At 39.2% G+C, this 16,289-nt stretch carries 12 protein-coding genes; 8 read left to right on the top strand and 4 right to left on the bottom strand.

The features are described 5' to 3' along the window. Window positions 1-92 precede the first annotated feature (92 nt). The 6 genes from SLH55_RS12795 to SLH55_RS12820 all read left to right on the top strand — a co-directional run bounded on the left by SLH55_RS12795 (window position 93) and on the right by SLH55_RS12820 (window position 8,345). The gene (locus SLH55_RS12795; RefSeq protein WP_226674687.1) at window positions 93-500 is read left to right on the top strand and encodes a CoA-binding protein; all 408 of its coding nucleotides are present in this window, start codon (window positions 93-95) and stop codon (window positions 498-500) included. Window positions 501-778: 278 nt separating this feature from the next. Next, window positions 779-2,749, top strand: coding sequence for a DNA topoisomerase IV subunit B (parE, locus tag SLH55_RS12800; protein ID WP_308807584.1), 1,971 nt, complete (start codon window positions 779-781; stop codon window positions 2,747-2,749). Window positions 2,750-2,752: 3 nt separating this feature from the next. Continuing rightward, window positions 2,753-5,191 (top strand): DNA topoisomerase IV subunit A, encoded by a 2,439-nt coding sequence (gene parC, locus SLH55_RS12805; RefSeq protein WP_219170022.1) that lies wholly within the window; start codon window positions 2,753-2,755, stop codon window positions 5,189-5,191. A 264-nt stretch (window positions 5,192-5,455) separates the two neighbouring features. Beyond that, window positions 5,456-6,880, top strand: coding sequence for an alanine/glycine:cation symporter family protein (locus tag SLH55_RS12810; protein WP_320323580.1), 1,425 nt, complete (start codon window positions 5,456-5,458; stop codon window positions 6,878-6,880). A 178-nt stretch (window positions 6,881-7,058) separates the two neighbouring features. Continuing rightward, window positions 7,059-7,823, top strand: coding sequence for a hypothetical protein (locus SLH55_RS12815; protein ID WP_320323581.1), 765 nt, complete (start codon window positions 7,059-7,061; stop codon window positions 7,821-7,823). Window positions 7,824-7,886: 63 nt separating this feature from the next. Then, window positions 7,887-8,345, top strand: coding sequence for a staygreen family protein (locus SLH55_RS12820; RefSeq protein ID WP_320323582.1), 459 nt, complete (start codon window positions 7,887-7,889; stop codon window positions 8,343-8,345). A 535-nt stretch (window positions 8,346-8,880) separates the two neighbouring features. Here the strand turns inward: SLH55_RS12820 and SLH55_RS12825 are convergent. After that, window positions 8,881-9,852, bottom strand: coding sequence for an LAGLIDADG family homing endonuclease (locus SLH55_RS12825; RefSeq protein ID WP_320323583.1), 972 nt, complete (start codon window positions 9,850-9,852; stop codon window positions 8,881-8,883). A gap of 269 nt (window positions 9,853-10,121) precedes the next feature. Between SLH55_RS12825 and SLH55_RS12830 the strand changes: the two genes are divergently transcribed. Next, a complete protein-coding gene (locus SLH55_RS12830; RefSeq protein ID WP_320323584.1) occupies window positions 10,122-10,658 on the top strand; it encodes a ribonuclease H-like YkuK family protein in 537 nt (178 codons plus the stop codon). Window positions 10,659-11,363: 705 nt separating this feature from the next. On the opposite strand, the gene SLH55_RS12835 is transcribed toward SLH55_RS12830, so the two are convergent. From SLH55_RS12835 to SLH55_RS12845, 3 genes are all read right to left on the bottom strand, one after another. Then, window positions 11,364-11,747 (bottom strand): hypothetical protein, encoded by a 384-nt coding sequence (locus tag SLH55_RS12835; RefSeq protein ID WP_320323585.1) that lies wholly within the window; start codon window positions 11,745-11,747, stop codon window positions 11,364-11,366. 34 nt (window positions 11,748-11,781) lie between these two features. Beyond that, window positions 11,782-12,198 carry a hypothetical protein gene (locus SLH55_RS12840; protein ID WP_219170008.1) on the bottom strand — a complete coding sequence of 139 codons (417 nt, stop codon included), beginning with the start codon at window positions 12,196-12,198 and terminating at the stop codon, window positions 11,782-11,784. A gap of 629 nt (window positions 12,199-12,827) precedes the next feature. Beyond that, window positions 12,828-14,636 (bottom strand): penicillin-binding protein 2, encoded by a 1,809-nt coding sequence (locus SLH55_RS12845; RefSeq protein ID WP_320323586.1) that lies wholly within the window; start codon window positions 14,634-14,636, stop codon window positions 12,828-12,830. 777 nt (window positions 14,637-15,413) lie between these two features. On the opposite strand from SLH55_RS12845, the gene SLH55_RS12850 reads away from it, so the two are divergent. Next, window positions 15,414-16,202: a LysM peptidoglycan-binding domain-containing protein gene (locus SLH55_RS12850; protein ID WP_320323587.1), complete on the top strand. Its 789-nt coding sequence runs from the start codon at window positions 15,414-15,416 to the stop codon at window positions 16,200-16,202. Window positions 16,203-16,289 lie beyond the last annotated feature (87 nt).

Here is a 16,289-nt window from a genome sequence, read left to right on the forward strand (position 1 = left end):
TTGAAAAATTAAAGGGAAATATGGTATAAAAGAAGAATAGGACTTAAGAAACAGTTAAAGAATAGAAGGCAATGAAGGAGTTGAGAACATCTATGGAAAATCCATCCCGTCACGAAATAGGAAACATACTCAAACAATCCAAACGTATTGCAGTGATCGGTTTAAGTGATAATCCAGCACGCACATCTTATATGGTTTCTAAGGCGATGCAGGACCAGGGGTATGATATCATTCCAGTGAACCCCACGATTGAGTCGGCTTTGGGGGTCAAGGCTGTATCTTCTCTCCAGGAAATTGATGGACCGATTGATATCGTTAACGTATTTCGACGGTCAGAATTTTTGCCACAAATAGCAGAAGAATTTGATAAAATTGATTCTAACGTATTTTGGGCACAACTTGGGGTAGAGAATGAAGAGGCTTATCGCTTTTTAAAGGAACGAGGGTATACAGTCATTATGGATCGCTGTATTAAGGTTGAACATGCTTTAACCAAATAATTCTCACTCGTAACAAGCGGCTCTCACCGCTTGTTTTTTTACGGACTGTCCAAACTTAAATCAGGATGAGTAACAAGGGATATTTAAACCAGATCACGGAAATACCATTTGCGAAAATCAAATAAAACGCTACAATATAGCATAGTAGTTTACCTCAAAATGACCAATACAGGTAAACGAACAAACGTTCTTGTGTTATAGTTAATTAATACATAACCAATAATAGCTTACAAGAACCCACATATTATGGTTAGAGAAGTTTTGAAAGGGGAATGTTCGTGGCCAACCAGAATAAGACCATGGATTACAATGATGATGCCATACAAGTATTAGAAGGCTTAGAAGCCGTCCGTAAGAGACCTGGTATGTATATAGGCTCTACAGATTCAAGAGGATTGCATCATTTAGTATACGAAATTGTCGATAACTCGGTTGATGAAGCGCTGGCAGGCTTCGGGAACGAGATTATTGTTACGATACATAAGGATAATAGCATCTCTGTGCAAGATAAAGGTCGGGGTATGCCAACAGGGATGCACAAGCTAGGAAAGCCGACTCCTGAAGTAATCTTGACTGTTCTTCATGCCGGAGGAAAATTTGGTCAGGGTGGATATAAGACAAGTGGTGGACTGCATGGCGTTGGTGCCTCAGTTGTTAACGCTTTGTCTGAATGGCTTGTTGTCACAATAGAGCGTGACGGGATGAAATATGAACAGCGCTTCTTGAATGGCGGAAAACCTGAAACTACTCTCGAGAAAATCGGTAAAACAAAAAAATCCGGCACATGTATTCATTTCAAACCCGATCCTGAGATTTTCAGTACGATCACTTATAATTACGAAACGCTTTGTGAGCGTCTAAGAGAATCCGCCTTCCTGCTTAAAGGGTTAAAGATTGAAATCATCGATGAACGACATGATCAAAAAGAAGTGTTCCACTTTGAAAGCGGAATTCAGGCATTCGTTCAATACTTAAATGAAGAAAAAGACGTCCTTCATAACGTAGCTTTCTTTGAAGGGGAGCATCATACGATTGAAGTGGAATTTGCATTTCAATTTAATGATGGATTTTCGGAAAACATCCTTTCGTTCGTAAACAATGTACGTACGAAAGACGGCGGAACCCATGAAGCCGGTGCTAAGACGGCAATGACCCGGGTCTTCAACGAGTATGCACGGAAAGCAGGTATCCTGAAAGATCGTGATAAAAACTTAGAGGGTACTGATATTCGTGAAGGTCTCGCAAGTATCGTATCCGTCCGCATACCGGAACACCTTCTTCAATTTGAGGGTCAAACGAAAGGAAAGCTTGGAACAAGTGAAGCAAGATCCGCAGTGGATGCTGTCGTATCGGAACATCTCCTCTATTTCTTGGAAGAGAATCCTGAGACAAGCTCCCTCCTCATTAAGAAGTCCATAAAAGCCGCTCAGGCCCGGGAAGCAGCTCGTAAAGCCAGGGAAGATGCGCGGAACGGGAAGAAGAGAAAGCGTTCAGAAACAGTTCTTTCCGGGAAATTAACTCCTGCGCAATCGAGAAATCCACAGCGGAATGAACTTTACCTAGTGGAGGGTGACTCAGCTGGTGGCTCTGCCAAACAAGGGCGTGACCGTAAATTCCAGGCCATCCTCCCTTTAAGAGGAAAAGTCATCAACACAGAAAAGGCAAAGTTACAGGATATTTTCAAAAATGAAGAAATCAATACGATCATTCATGCGATCGGGGGCGGAGTCGGACCTGAATTCAATGTGGACGACATCAATTATGACAAAATCGTCATTATGACCGATGCCGATACGGACGGTGCTCATATACAGGTCCTACTGTTGACCTTCTTCTACCGCTACATGAAGCCGTTATTAGAAGCCGGGAAAGTGTATATTGCCCTTCCTCCCTTATACAAGGTGAGCAAGGGAACAGGAAAGAAACAGAAGCTTGAATATGCTTGGACGGATGATGAGCTTCAAGGGGCCATTTCCAAAGTCGGGAAGGGTTATATGATTCAGCGCTATAAAGGGCTTGGGGAAATGAACGCCGATCAGCTCTGGGAAACGACGATGGACCCAGAAACTCGTGCATTGATACGCGTACGTATAGACGACGCTGCACGTGCTGAACGCCGTGTGACTACGCTTATGGGAGATAAAGTAGAACCACGCCGTAAATGGATTGAAAGCAATGTTGCCTTTGGTTTAGAAGAAGACGGAAGCATATTGGAAAACGAAAACATTACGGTCGCAGAGGAGGGGTAATACATGACAACAGTGGAAAGATATCAAGATTTACCTCTGGAAGAGGTGCTTGGCGACCGATTTGGACGTTATAGTAAATATATTATCCAGGAACGTGCATTACCTGATGCACGGGACGGATTGAAACCGGTACAAAGACGTATTCTTTACGCAATGTATGTAGATGGGAACACACAGGAAAAAGGATTCCGGAAATCAGCGAAAACCGTTGGTAACGTAATTGGTAACTATCATCCACATGGTGACACATCTGTCTATGATGCCATGGTCCGTATGAGCCAAACGTGGAAGGTCCGCAACTACCTGGTTGAAATGCATGGAAACAACGGTAGCATTGACGGTGATCCACCAGCAGCGATGCGTTATACAGAAGCACGCCTTTCTGCGATTTCCATGGAGCTCTTGCGTGATATCGATAAAAAAACAGTGGACTTTGTTCCAAACTTTGATGATACATCCAGTGAACCTACCGTTTTACCGTCACGTTTCCCGAACCTTTTAGTCAACGGCTCTACTGGTATTTCGGCAGGATATGCAACCGACATCCCGCCTCATCACCTGGGTGAAGTCATTGATGCCGCCATCATGCGGATGGAAAAGCCGGATAGTACTGTAGATGACCTTATGACCGTCTTAAAGGGACCTGACTTCCCTACAGGCGGTATCATTCAAGGGGTAGATGGCATAAAGAAAGCCTATGAAACCGGAAAAGGAAAAGTCGTAGTACGAGGGAAAGCGGATATTGAGAATATCCGTGGAAGTAAACAGCAGATTGTCATAACGGAAATTCCTTATGAAATAAATAAAGCGAATCTCGTTAAGAAAATGGATGAATTCCGCGTAGATCGTAAAGTGGAAGGGATTGCAGAAGTACGGGATGAAACCGATCGCGATGGAATGCGCATCGTGGTAGAGTTAAAGAAAGATGCAGATGCAACCGGTGTTCTGAACTATCTCTATAAGAACAGTGATCTTCAAATCACTTATAACTTTAATATGGTTGCCATACATAACCGTCGTCCTAAACTTATGGGACTTCGTGAACTATTGGACGCGTACATTCAGCACCAAAAAGAAGTGGTGACCAACCGTACGAAGCACGATTTAAATAAAGCGAAGGACCGCCAGCACATTGTCGAAGGTCTGATGAAAGCCCTGTCTATTTTAGACCAGGTCATTGCAACAATCCGTGCATCGAAAGACAAGCGGGATGCAAAGGATAACTTAATTCAAAAATTCCAATTCACTGAAGCCCAATCAGAAGCGATTGTCAGTTTGCAGCTATACCGCTTAACGAATACAGATATCACAGCACTTCAAGCGGAAGCGGAGGAATTGGCGAAAACGATTGCAGAATTAACGGCTATCCTTGAAAGTGAAAACAAGCTTTATAGTGTCATTAAAAAAGAACTTAAGGGCATTAAGAAGCAATTCGCTGACGCCAGAAGGACTCAAATCGAAGATGAAATCGAAGAAATCAAGATCAACCTTGAAGTTCTGATAGCGAGCGAAGATGTCATGGTAACAGTGACACGTGATGGTTACATGAAACGAACAAGCCTTCGTTCCTATTCTGCATCAAACGGCCAGGATCTTGCCATGAAAGAAACAGACAGGCTCCTGGGACAATTTGAAATGAATACAACCGATGTCCTCCTGGTGTTTACAAACAAAGGGAATTACATCTATTGCCCAGTCCATGAGCTTCCGGATATCCGCTGGAAAGACCTTGGACAGCATGTAGGAAACATCGTGCCGATCGATCGGGATGAACAGGTTCTCAAAGCGATTCCGATTAAAGAATTTGATCCGGCACACTTTTTACTGTTTGTGACGAAAAACGGTATGATCAAGAGATCTGAACTGCCTCAATATAAAGCGCAGCGTTATTCACGTCCACTTGTAGGGATTAACCTAAAAGGTGACGATGAGCTCGTGGAGGTACACTTGACGGACGGGTCACATGATGTATTCATCGCAACACATTTAAGCTATGGACTCTGGTTCTCAGAAGAAGATGTGAATATAGTAGGACCAAGAGCAGCGGGAGTGAAAGGGATTAACCTTAAGGAAGACGATTTTGTTGTATCGGGTAAAATCGTGAAAGATCCAACCAAGGATTATATTTTCTTAGCAACCCAGCGTGGGGCCGTGAAGAAAATGAAATTAGGCGAATTCGAAAAGACATCCCGTGCCAAACGCGGAGTCATTATGCTTAGAGAATTGAAATCGAATCCACATCGAGTCGTGAGTATAGAAGTTGTGAAAGATACGGACAAAGTAGGACTGATTACGAAAAAAGGCAAGTATGAAGAGGTACAGATCACAGATCTCAGACCAAATGACCGCTATTCGAATGGATCATTTGTGATTGACGAGGGAGACAGCGGATCTGTCTGTGAAACGTGGACAGAATCATTGCTGCCTGAAACAAAAGAATAGCATCCATCTAAACGACCAGAATTTCTTCTGGTCGTTTTTCATCTGCTTGAGATCACAATTATGAATAACTTGTGCATATTCATTCATAATTGTTGTACAATGCCCACATAGAATTGTACAACAATAAATATTCTTTCAACAATATGAATTTATCAGTTGAAGGAACATCTTATTTTTGATAGATTAAAACAGTGTCTGAATGGGTAAACATATATAGGTTCATACATTATTTGTCATATACAAACACAACTGGGGGGAACATTTATGGATTTATTAACAAGTATAGTAGGTACCTTGAATGATTATATGTGGTCATACATATTGATTGTGGCTTTAATCGGACTTGGATTATACTTCTCGTTACGAACTAGGTTTGCACAGTTCCGTTATTTAGGTGAGATGGGGCGACTGTTAACTGACAAAACGACCATTTCTTCAGAAGGAAAGCGAGGAATCTCTTCTTTCCAGGCTTTCACGATCAGTACGGCTTCTCGTGTCGGTACAGGTAACCTTGCCGGTGTTGCGACAGCCATCGCAGGTGGAGGACCTGGAGCTGTTTTCTGGATGTGGCTCATTGCCTTACTGGGTGGGGCAACCAGCTTCGTAGAAAGTACACTTGCTCAGATTTACAAAGTGAAAGACGGAAAAGACGGCTACCGCGGTGGTCCTGCTTATTACATGGAAAAGGGATTGAATGCACGTTGGATGGGTATCCTATTCGCTGTCATCATCACTTTCTGCTTCGGTCTTGTATTTAACTCCGTCCAATCGAATACGATTTCACTTGCTATGGAAGAAGCGTATTCATTCGATCGGATGACTGTCGGCATCATTCTGGCCGTGTTAACTGCACTTGTTATCTTCGGTGGAGTCAAGAGGATCGCCAGTGTCACACAAATTGTCGTGCCAATCATGGCCGTCCTTTATCTGATTCTTGCTTTCTATATTCTGGTCACCAATATCACCATGCTTCCGGATATGTTTGTCGTCATCTTTGAAAATGCATTCGGTATTCGTGAAGTAGCAAGCGGTGGAGTCGGAGCAGCCATCATGATGGGAATCAAACGCGGTCTATTCTCAAATGAAGCCGGTATGGGTAGTGCCCCGAACGCTGCAGCATCTGCCGGTGTCACACACCCTGTTAAACAAGGATTGATCCAAACTCTGGGTGTGTTCACGGATACTTTACTTATCTGTACGGCAACTGCCTTCATGATCATCTTATCCGATCAATATGCAACAGGGATTGATGGCATTCAATTAACACAGGCGGCCTTAAGTTTCCATGTAGGTTCATGGGCAGACACCTTTGTTGCTGTCGCTATATTCTTGTTCGCTTTCAGTTCGATTATCGGAAACTATTATTATGGAGAAACCAATATAGAATTTATCAAATACAGTCCAGTCACCCTATTCATCTACCGTCTTGCGGTTCTAGGCATGGTAGTATTCGGGGCGGTTGTGAAACTGGACATCGTTTGGAGCTTAGCCGACCTATTCATGGGTCTTATGGCGATCATCAACCTGATTGCTATAACGTTACTTGCGAAGATTGCTATAGCCGCCCTAAAGGATTACAGAGAACAAAAGAGGCAGGGAAAGGATCCTGTTTTCTACTCCAACTCTATTAATGGGTTGAAAGGAATCGAAAGCTGGGAAGCTAAACCTAAGACTAAAGAACAACAATAGCAAGTCAGGACCAACCTTTTACAGGTTGGTCTTTTTAAACTCTTTATGTAGGAAGGGGAAGAGCATGCGAAATTTCATTTAATTCTGGAATACTTAAAAGAAACTCATAATGATTACATAGAATTTCCTTCTCTGGTGAAAATAATAACGAATAATTTTCAACCAAGGAGAGAGAATCATGAGAAGAGAATTACTATTTGCGTTCGGTGCTTTTTTTGTTATGTCCCTCCACGCGATAGCCGGAAACTTTTCAGCCCCACCACCAGAGAAACAGCCGGTGAATGAAATGACGGTAAAGGTTTATAAAGAAGATGTAACCGGCGATGGTAAGAAGGATACCATCACACTCAAGGCGATTCCCTATTCTCCTGACGCCCTGTTCCTTAAACAAATCTGGGCAGATATCACAACGTCCAAGGGAAGTGACATCCGAATTGATTATGAAGGTGGATACGAACCGAAAATCAAATTCGTTGATTTAAATCATGATGGAATAAAGGATATGCTGTACTCATCAGCAACGGGTGGAAGTGGTGGCCTTTACACGATGGCACTCCATACGTTGGCAGATAATAAACTGGTGGATATCGGATTACCTGAACCACTGACCATTACAGCGCAGTTTGAAGATAACTACATGGCTACCATTACGTTTGTCGATACTAATCAATCCTACACGATTGATTTAAGCGATAGGAAAGAGGATTACGAAAGATTGGGAATATACACCGATGGAAAATTAAATGAACCAATGGAATTAATGGTTGGCCCATATGCCTTTTTCGAACCAGCCAAGATATTCGGAAAATCCGGTAAAGGGTTAAAAGGATACCAGCAAATAAGCGGCGCTTATCATGCTGATGGCATTGGGACGGCCACTTCCTACTGGTATTATGATAATGGTAAATGGAATTTAGTAAAAATAAAGTGGAGGGAGAGCTAGGAACCGTTATTAGGCTATCGTCATACTCTGTTGTAAGCCCATTATTGTAAAGGAGGCTTACACATGAGTGAATTTAAGCCGGAAAAGTTAACCGTTCAATATGTCCCGCCTGCATCGGTTTTTTATCCAATCGATAACAGGAAATACACGTTAACGCATTCAGATTTAACTGGCGAACTATTCTTAAGCATCGGCTGCCAGTATGATGTGGAGAAGATCAACATAGCCATGAGGGACGAAGTGTTGGGAGAGTGGAAACGAAACCTCGGTCAATATACTCTTACCGGGACGGTATATGTCAGCGGAGGGGAATATGATCAGCAGCTTTCCAACGTACGGTTCATGATCTTCAAGAAGGAGCTGCCCTTGGCACTGGCTGCAATGGTGAACGGTGATAAAGGCTTTTATACGTACTATCCATGGCTGCTTGATGCCCCGATCATCATTTGCTTTGAATCTGTTTTCCCGGAATATCAGCAAACACTTTATTTCGGAACACCGAGACAATATTTACTTAAATAATGCACAAGCATAGAGAGGACCTTAGGGCTCTTTATGCTTTTTTTCTATGAGGGGAAGAATAATGCAGCAAGATCATCATCGTTCATTACATTAGAAACCTTGAGTAAATGGATGAATTTAAGCAGGCGAAAACATTATGTAAACTAATTTGTTTTTATAAAGCATAATTCACGAGCAGGAATGAACATTGACGGTCATATTCAGAATTAATCACAAATGATTCTTCAGATAATTCTATGCTGAAAAGAATATTTGTAAGAAATCGTATTTCTATAAAATACATATTAACGTGTGGTTATAGCTGGATAAATCGAACGTAATGATGTGATAAAACGGTAGAAAATTTGAATATTAAACCGGATTGGTAAATTTGTTGAATTTTTTCTTCTGTCTCATTGAAAACAGTATACTTATGATATGAGACAAAAGATGATAATTTGATTTAGCTTCCGATAATATATATTATGGTAACTAAAAAAAGAAATTACGTTTATTCCCCATCCTTAGTGAATGACATTAAAAAACTTCACTTTTATTAAGTGAAGTCCCTTACCACCTTTTTAACCTGATTGAATTGGTCCTCGAATTCTAAATCATTCCTCAGCCATATATCCAATGTGTTTAGATCTATCCCGATTCCTTTACATGCTTTATTTTCATCAATACAATGGCTATACAACTCTATGAAGTTCTTCTTTTTTTCTGAAATTGTTTTCGCCGTACTGATCTTATCGATAAGTTCTGTAGCTTCTAAAGATTCCTTTTCAAATTCTAAATATTTCCGTTCTAGATACATTTCTTTTTCTCTGTAGATCCAATCAGCAAACATTTTCAATGATAATCTACTCACAATGAATAATCTGTAATGATTTCTGACTAACTTCAGTTTTGTTTTGAAACCTCTCAGGTCAAATACAGACTTCATCGATAACAAAAAAGCTAAGGAATTGCCCACAAAGGTTACCGTGTACCCTTCATAGGTCACATTTCCATCCCCATCAAAATACCCTCTGACAAAATGACTCAAATACTTTTCTGGAATTTCAGGCATCTGAAGTGCATTTGATTTATCACTGGTCATTCCGTGCAGGTTCATCAGATCATATTTCATAACCTTGCTCCCAATAATGAGTGTATATACACCCGTATTATTCATCACTAACGGATGATTTGACTGAAGTTCCTCCCTAATCTGCTCCAATATATCGGGATCCTTCTGAGAAAAACAAACCGTATGATTGCGGCTGCTGATATACCCGTCTGCAGCAAAAAAACCGAGTAAATAGGCCATGTTATTGCTCCAGGTCTTAAAGTAATCCTCATTAACCCTGTATTTTCGTTTCCAGCTCCCGTGTGGAGTTCTCTCCACCTTATTCTGTTGTAACACTGAATTGATATAACGGGTGGATACATTGGCTCTCCGTGCAATATCAACCGTCTTTTCCCCTTCTTCGTACATTTGTATGATTTCAGTTATTTCCAAGGTGCATTTCTTTTTTCTTGTCATGTTAAGCACCACCTTCAATCATTGTGTATCTTCATTATACAGAACAAACGTTCGCAAGTCGAAAAACATACACTAAATTGAACGTGTACTTTGTAAAAATCACACACTCCCGTCAATAGCAGCATTCGGCACTGATAAGCAATGGTTGGGGGTAAAACCATTTTCGTGTGCATGTATTCCATTTCACGATAATAAATTCTTATCATAGGATATAGATAAGATTTATCCTTATATACTCAAATCGGTTAAGAAAGCTGTGGTTAGACAAGATGAAAAAAAGTCAGGATCATCACTATCCATTTCAAAATCTACAGGAAACCGGGATGTCATTTGACCAGGTCTTTGAACATATTGTGAGGTTCATGCAATCCGATCCAAACGGTCACTATCGATTAATGGTGGGAACAGATTCTCAAGTACATCACTCACATACCACCTTCATAACAGGAATTGTGATATTAAATGAAGGAAAAGGTGTGTGGGCATGTATAAGAAAAGTGTTAATCCCAAGAAAAATGCTGCAATTACATGAGAGGATTTCATATGAGCTATCTTTATCTGAAGAGATTGTTTCTTTATTTACAGAGGAAAGAAAAAATAAGTTGATTGATATCGTTCTTCCTTATATTTATGTTGGAGCTACATTTACAATGGAAGGCCATATTGATATCGGGAATGGAAAACAGAATAAAACAAGTAAGTTTGTAAAGGAAATGGTCGCAAGAATGGAAGCAATGGGAGTCGAACCGAAAATCAAACCCGATGCCTTCGTGGCTTCTAGTTATGCCAACCGTTACACAAAATAAAGAATATTTATCTGTGCTGTCTCTCCCCCTTCAGTCCATGATGTATATTTGAATGTAAGAAATCATCTTCTCTGATGCAAATGCATTAGAAATATGACATCAGCCTAAGCATTGTGGACAAAGCTACATAGTATATAATGAGTCGAGGTTTTACTTTCGACAAATTATATAAGATAGGGGGATTTTTGATGTGGTTCCCATGTTGTAATTGGTGTGAAATAGACAGAAGAAATGATCATGATCATTGCCGTTTTTGGGACAACTTGATGTTCACCCACTGTTCATGTGATGTTAAAGAATGTAGCAGACAAAAAAGAAAAGATGTCGAAGATGAAGTACGATGTTTCAAAATAAAAGACAAACATGAATGTGGATGTCACAAGAAAAAACCTCAACACCACAGAAATGATTGCGGATGCTTTAAAAAGCTTGAACACCAATGTAATTGTTTCCATAAGTGTCATTGCCATAAATGCAGACGTGATCACTAGGTAATAGATGAAAACATGTCTACCCATCTTGATTTAGATGGGTTCTTTTTTTATGCATTACTTAACTATCCAAAATGACAATCAACTATGTATCATGTGACACTGGTTGTGTTAACTGCAATAATCCCTTCCAGTTCTTTTAAAAAGTGCTCAAAGCTAAATGATTTGAGCACTTTTTTTATTCTTCCTTATGATTCTACATCATTATTTTTAATTAAAGTGCATCCATAGCACCAAAAACAAAGTTCCTTGAAGCTACTACTGTGCCGGTTTCCACTTCCGTCAATTGTAAAGTCATGACTCCAGCTATTGCTCTTCGTGCCATGATGGTGGTAGCAACGGTCTCATTCAATCCCAGAGGCATAGTAGCTACTCCTACAGAATTGAATTTCAATACTTCCGGTACTGTATCCGCATTAATATAGATTTCAAGGTGCTTGGCTAATTTTGGGTCCGATAGATATAATACTCCACGATATTCGTTTCCTAGTTCTACTGCTTCCGCGTTAGCAGTAACAAAGAGCGGAGCAGGTGTCTGCACGTCTACAGCTAACACGGGATCCACTCCCCAGTTGACTAAATGCTGTGTGTTGGCCATATAATTCCCTCCTTTCTCCATTATTTAAAGTGAATTATGATAGATCAACAGCAGCTACAGCAAGAAACTCACTGGAAAGCACTGTTCCCGGTCCGGCCTCAATCAGCTCTACTGTTACACCGATATTTGCTTCTTCAGACACTGTCACCAGAGTGGGAATCGTTTCATTTGCCCTTACTATTCCTATGTCAGTGCGGAAAAAACCTTGGTCATTAAACTGGGCCTCGACAGGTTCTCCTTCTACAATTGCAAATACATTAATCTTTTGTGCATGGGAAGGATTCGTTAGTGTAAATTGGACTTGGAGATCTAGACCTTGTGATACTGCGGTTTCATTTGCTACTACTTGAAGTCTTGCTGCTACCTGGGTTTTGATAGGAATGATAGCATCCAATCCATATTGAACGTCATGAGCAGGAACTCCCGGGGAAATGCATTTTTTATTTTTCAATTTTTTCACCTCTCTTCTATTTATATATTATGCAACTTGCTAGATTTGGAGTAGACGTGAATATTTTTCGATTCTTGCGAAAGAAAAAATGCCAAGAAAAAGTATTTCCCAGCATTATTCATTTTATTTCCTTCGTTTTTCTGCATATATCTCTTATTTTCTATCTAATATGATTATTTCTTACATATAGAACAAACGTTCTGTTGCGATTCAATCCATATAACCCTTTCCCTCAAACTTCATATTCTCAATTAATTTATTAATCAAATTCCCCTCATTACAAGAAACTTTTGTTTTTACTGTAATACATTCTTTTATTAAGCTCTATTAAGGTCAATTCCTTTTTGGGTAGTTCTGTCCTAATATAAAGGGATATACTGTAAGGTTCTGGAGGTACACACCATTTATCATAATTTCACTTCAATCACAGAACGAATCGTTCTGTGATTGAATTAGAGGATTAATTCCTACTGCATGAGAGATTCTGATAATTATTGAAGTATTCACGGAGTTTATTAATGTACTACCAGAATCCTACCCAGCTATTTTAACGTGATGTACGAAGTAGAGGACTGAAATGGAAAGGAAGTGTTTTATATTTATTCTATAAGGAGAAAAGGGTTGCTTACTTACCTTTGTGTTTCATTTGATGTATCTGTTTCTTTATGAGTACGATACTCCAGACTATCTCTCATCACAGGATTAAATATTTTTGAAACAGGAATGGATCCGATTTCTGTTGGTTGTAAATCGGGTTCTTCCACCCCTACGTAAACAATCAATTCAGGATTGTCAGCTGGAGCCATTCCCAAAAATGAAAATAAATATTCATTGGAGGCAGTTAAATAACCTCCTCCGTTTGGATTTGGTATTTGGGCAGTACCTGATTTACCAGAGACTTGATAATCATACAGTTGGAAGCTCCTCCCTGTCCCTATATCAGACGTGACAGTCGAGGTTAAGTAATGACGCGTTTGATCAGCAGCTTCTTTCGTAATTGGAGTGCGGGTGACTTCTGGTCGAAACTCTTTAATGATTTTATTTGAATCGCTATCAACTATCTTTGAAACCACATATGGTTTCATCATTTTTCCGCCATTAGCAATCGCTGATTCAGCTTGGATCATCTGAAGTGCTGTCACAGTGCTTCCTTGACCGAATATGGTTGTAGCCCTTTCAATTGGATTGCTGTATTGTAGTATGCCTTTTGCTTCATTCTGAAGGGAAATGCCTGTTTTATTCCCGAACCCAAATGATTTTAAATAAGTTAAATACTTTTCTGTTCCTATTTTCTCTAACAGATTAATAAAAGCTACATTAGAGGATCTTTGTAGTCCTTCTAAATATGTGATTGTTCCCCAGCCCTTCCCCCTATTCCAATCCTTTATTGGCGAAGGGTAGCCTTCTACAACAAATTGACCAGACTTATAGAATTCATTTGGCTTAAATGCCTTACTATCTATTGCAGCTGCTAGAGAGAATGATTTCATTGTCGATCCTGGTTCATAAGAACTTTCAACTATGATGTTTGACCAACTTTCACGAATCCCTTCTTTTGTATCATTATTGAAGGATGGTCTCTGAGCCATCGCTAATATTTCACCAGTAGTAGGATCAGATACGATGCCAAACATTTTTCTAGGATGGTACTCGCTATCAACGGAATTTAATGTGTCTTCTAAAATTTTTTGGATGTTTTCATCAATGGTTAAATAAACATCATCACCATGATCTGGGGGAATGATGGTCTTTTCTGTATCCGGTAATATATATCCCCAAAAGTCACTCTCATATTTGATCTGTCCATCTTTCCCAGTAAGAAATGAATTTAAGTTTTTTTCGATTCCCATGATCCCTTCGTTGATTGTTTTCCCACTTCTAGTCACCTCTTCTTGAGTGATCCCTATTGTATGAGAAGCAAACATGCCTTTTGGATAGGACCTTTTATTAATCGTAATAAAGGTAATTCCAGGTAATTTTTCCTTCTCAATTTTCTCTTTTATATCGGTAGTAATTCCATTACCTCCCGCTCCCAATTCTACCTGGAACTTCCCTTCTTTATTTAATAGTTTGTAAATTTCAGTCTTTTTTAAATGAATATATCTAGACAACACATCAGCTGTCCGTTTCTTGTCGACAACATGGTTGGGCTTTTTAGGGTTAGATGTTACTGAGGCAGATAAAATCGCTATCATTTTATATGAAGGAGTGTCTTTTGCAAGAGCATGATCGTTACGATCAAATATAGTTCCCCTATTCGCTTTTAAAGTATAAATCTGTAGGTATTTACCAGATGCTTCTACAGCTAAATTTTTCCCTTCTATTTCTCCGCTAACTTGTATATAGAGAAAACGGACAAATACAATAAAAAATAGTAGTGAAAATGTGCAAAATAAAAAGGCACCTGCCCGATTCATATTTGGCGGTTTTTTATTCATTTACTCACAACCTTAACTTCTTGTTATTTCAAATTATCTGTCATACATACATTCCTTAATCTTCTTGTATACACATTTAGGTGTCCCCCCTTCATAGAAATACTGGTATGTTTTGAATCGATCACCTCTATTCATTAGTAAAGATAATTCAAAAAAAGTGTGTATAAATCTTCAAATTGTGAACCTAGATATGGAAGATTATCGAAATGAGTGTAGAGTCTATTATTGGATAATATTAGACAAAATTATACATTTTTCTACAAATCCCAAAATATCTTATCACTTTATAAAGTATTTTAAATCCACCCTTTATACTGAGTTAAAAGCCTTATTAACGATTGTTAAGGTATTCCGAAGTTTGAGAAATGAAGCGGAAGAATAATCAAGTTCATGAGATGAATAGAACCATTAATCCTTTATGTACATTGCTTTCTTGCAAGCGATACAGGCAATTAACATGACTTATTTACAGTGTGATTTATATCAATCATCTTCTACTAATGAGGAGACAGTGTTTTGATTTTTGATCATTACATTTATGTGCCTTTATGTTCAAAAAGTACAAATCCACCTTAAACTCATACTAAAGGCCCGCTACCTATAATCCGTCATTTTTCGCAGTCACATGAATATATTGAATATTTAACAATTAAGAAATATAGGAAAACAATGGGTCCAAAGGATTGTATTGGTAACGCTGACATTAGACCCTTCTCTCCCTTCAATGACTAATATATAGTTAGTTCGAAAGTATTTAGGACAAAGGAGATGGCAGAATTGGATACCATTCAAAAGAGTAGGAGAGAAAGAATCTCTATAGAAAAGAAGAAAGCCCTCAAACAAAGAAACAAAAAATTGACCGTTGCAACTACCATCGGGGCACTGTCCGCCCTTTTGCTCACTAATGGAGCTGCAAGGGCTTGCAGTGCAGAATATACAGTGAAGAAGCACGATACATTATATAGTCTTGCTAAAAAATATGAAGTTACAGTCGATCAAATCAAAGAAAAGAACCTATTAACGTCTGATAAAATTTATACAGGTCAAACGCTTCTGGTACCTCACCTAGAAAAGCACGATGTAAACCAATATTCAGTCCAACGAGGAGATACACTTTACTCATTAGCCAAAAGATATAACACTTCAATCGCTTATATAAAACAATTAAATAAGCTGAATTCAGATCAAATTAAGCTCGGACAAACTCTTTTGATTCCTGTTGAGCAAAACAAATCAAATGTGGGAGAATTATACACAGTAGTTCCAGGAGACACTTTATGGGGTGTAGCTCACCGGTTTGGAGTAAAGCAAGAAGTCTTGGCTAAATCAAATAATTTGAAAATGGATATGTTACTTATAGGTCAAAACATATTTATACCAGGAAAAGCCGAGGTGACGGAAGCTGAAATCATTGGGGCATCTGACAAATTCACTGTTGAATTTAAAGAAAATGGTAAAACATTCACATTAAAAGTCCCATATGGTACTTCATCTTATTATCAAGATAATTCCGGTCGTATTGTAACCGTTATACATAAAAATGGTGCTGTGATATCAACGAACTAAACGAATTTCGTGATAGGATTGGTATAAACCTGGTCTCTATTCTTCATTATCCTACATTGCAAAAAAAAATAGCCTTCGGATTTTCCG

It is taken from the genome of Rossellomorea sp. YZS02 (assembly GCF_033963925.1).
GTDB lineage: Bacteria > Bacillota > Bacilli > Bacillales > Bacillaceae_B > Rossellomorea.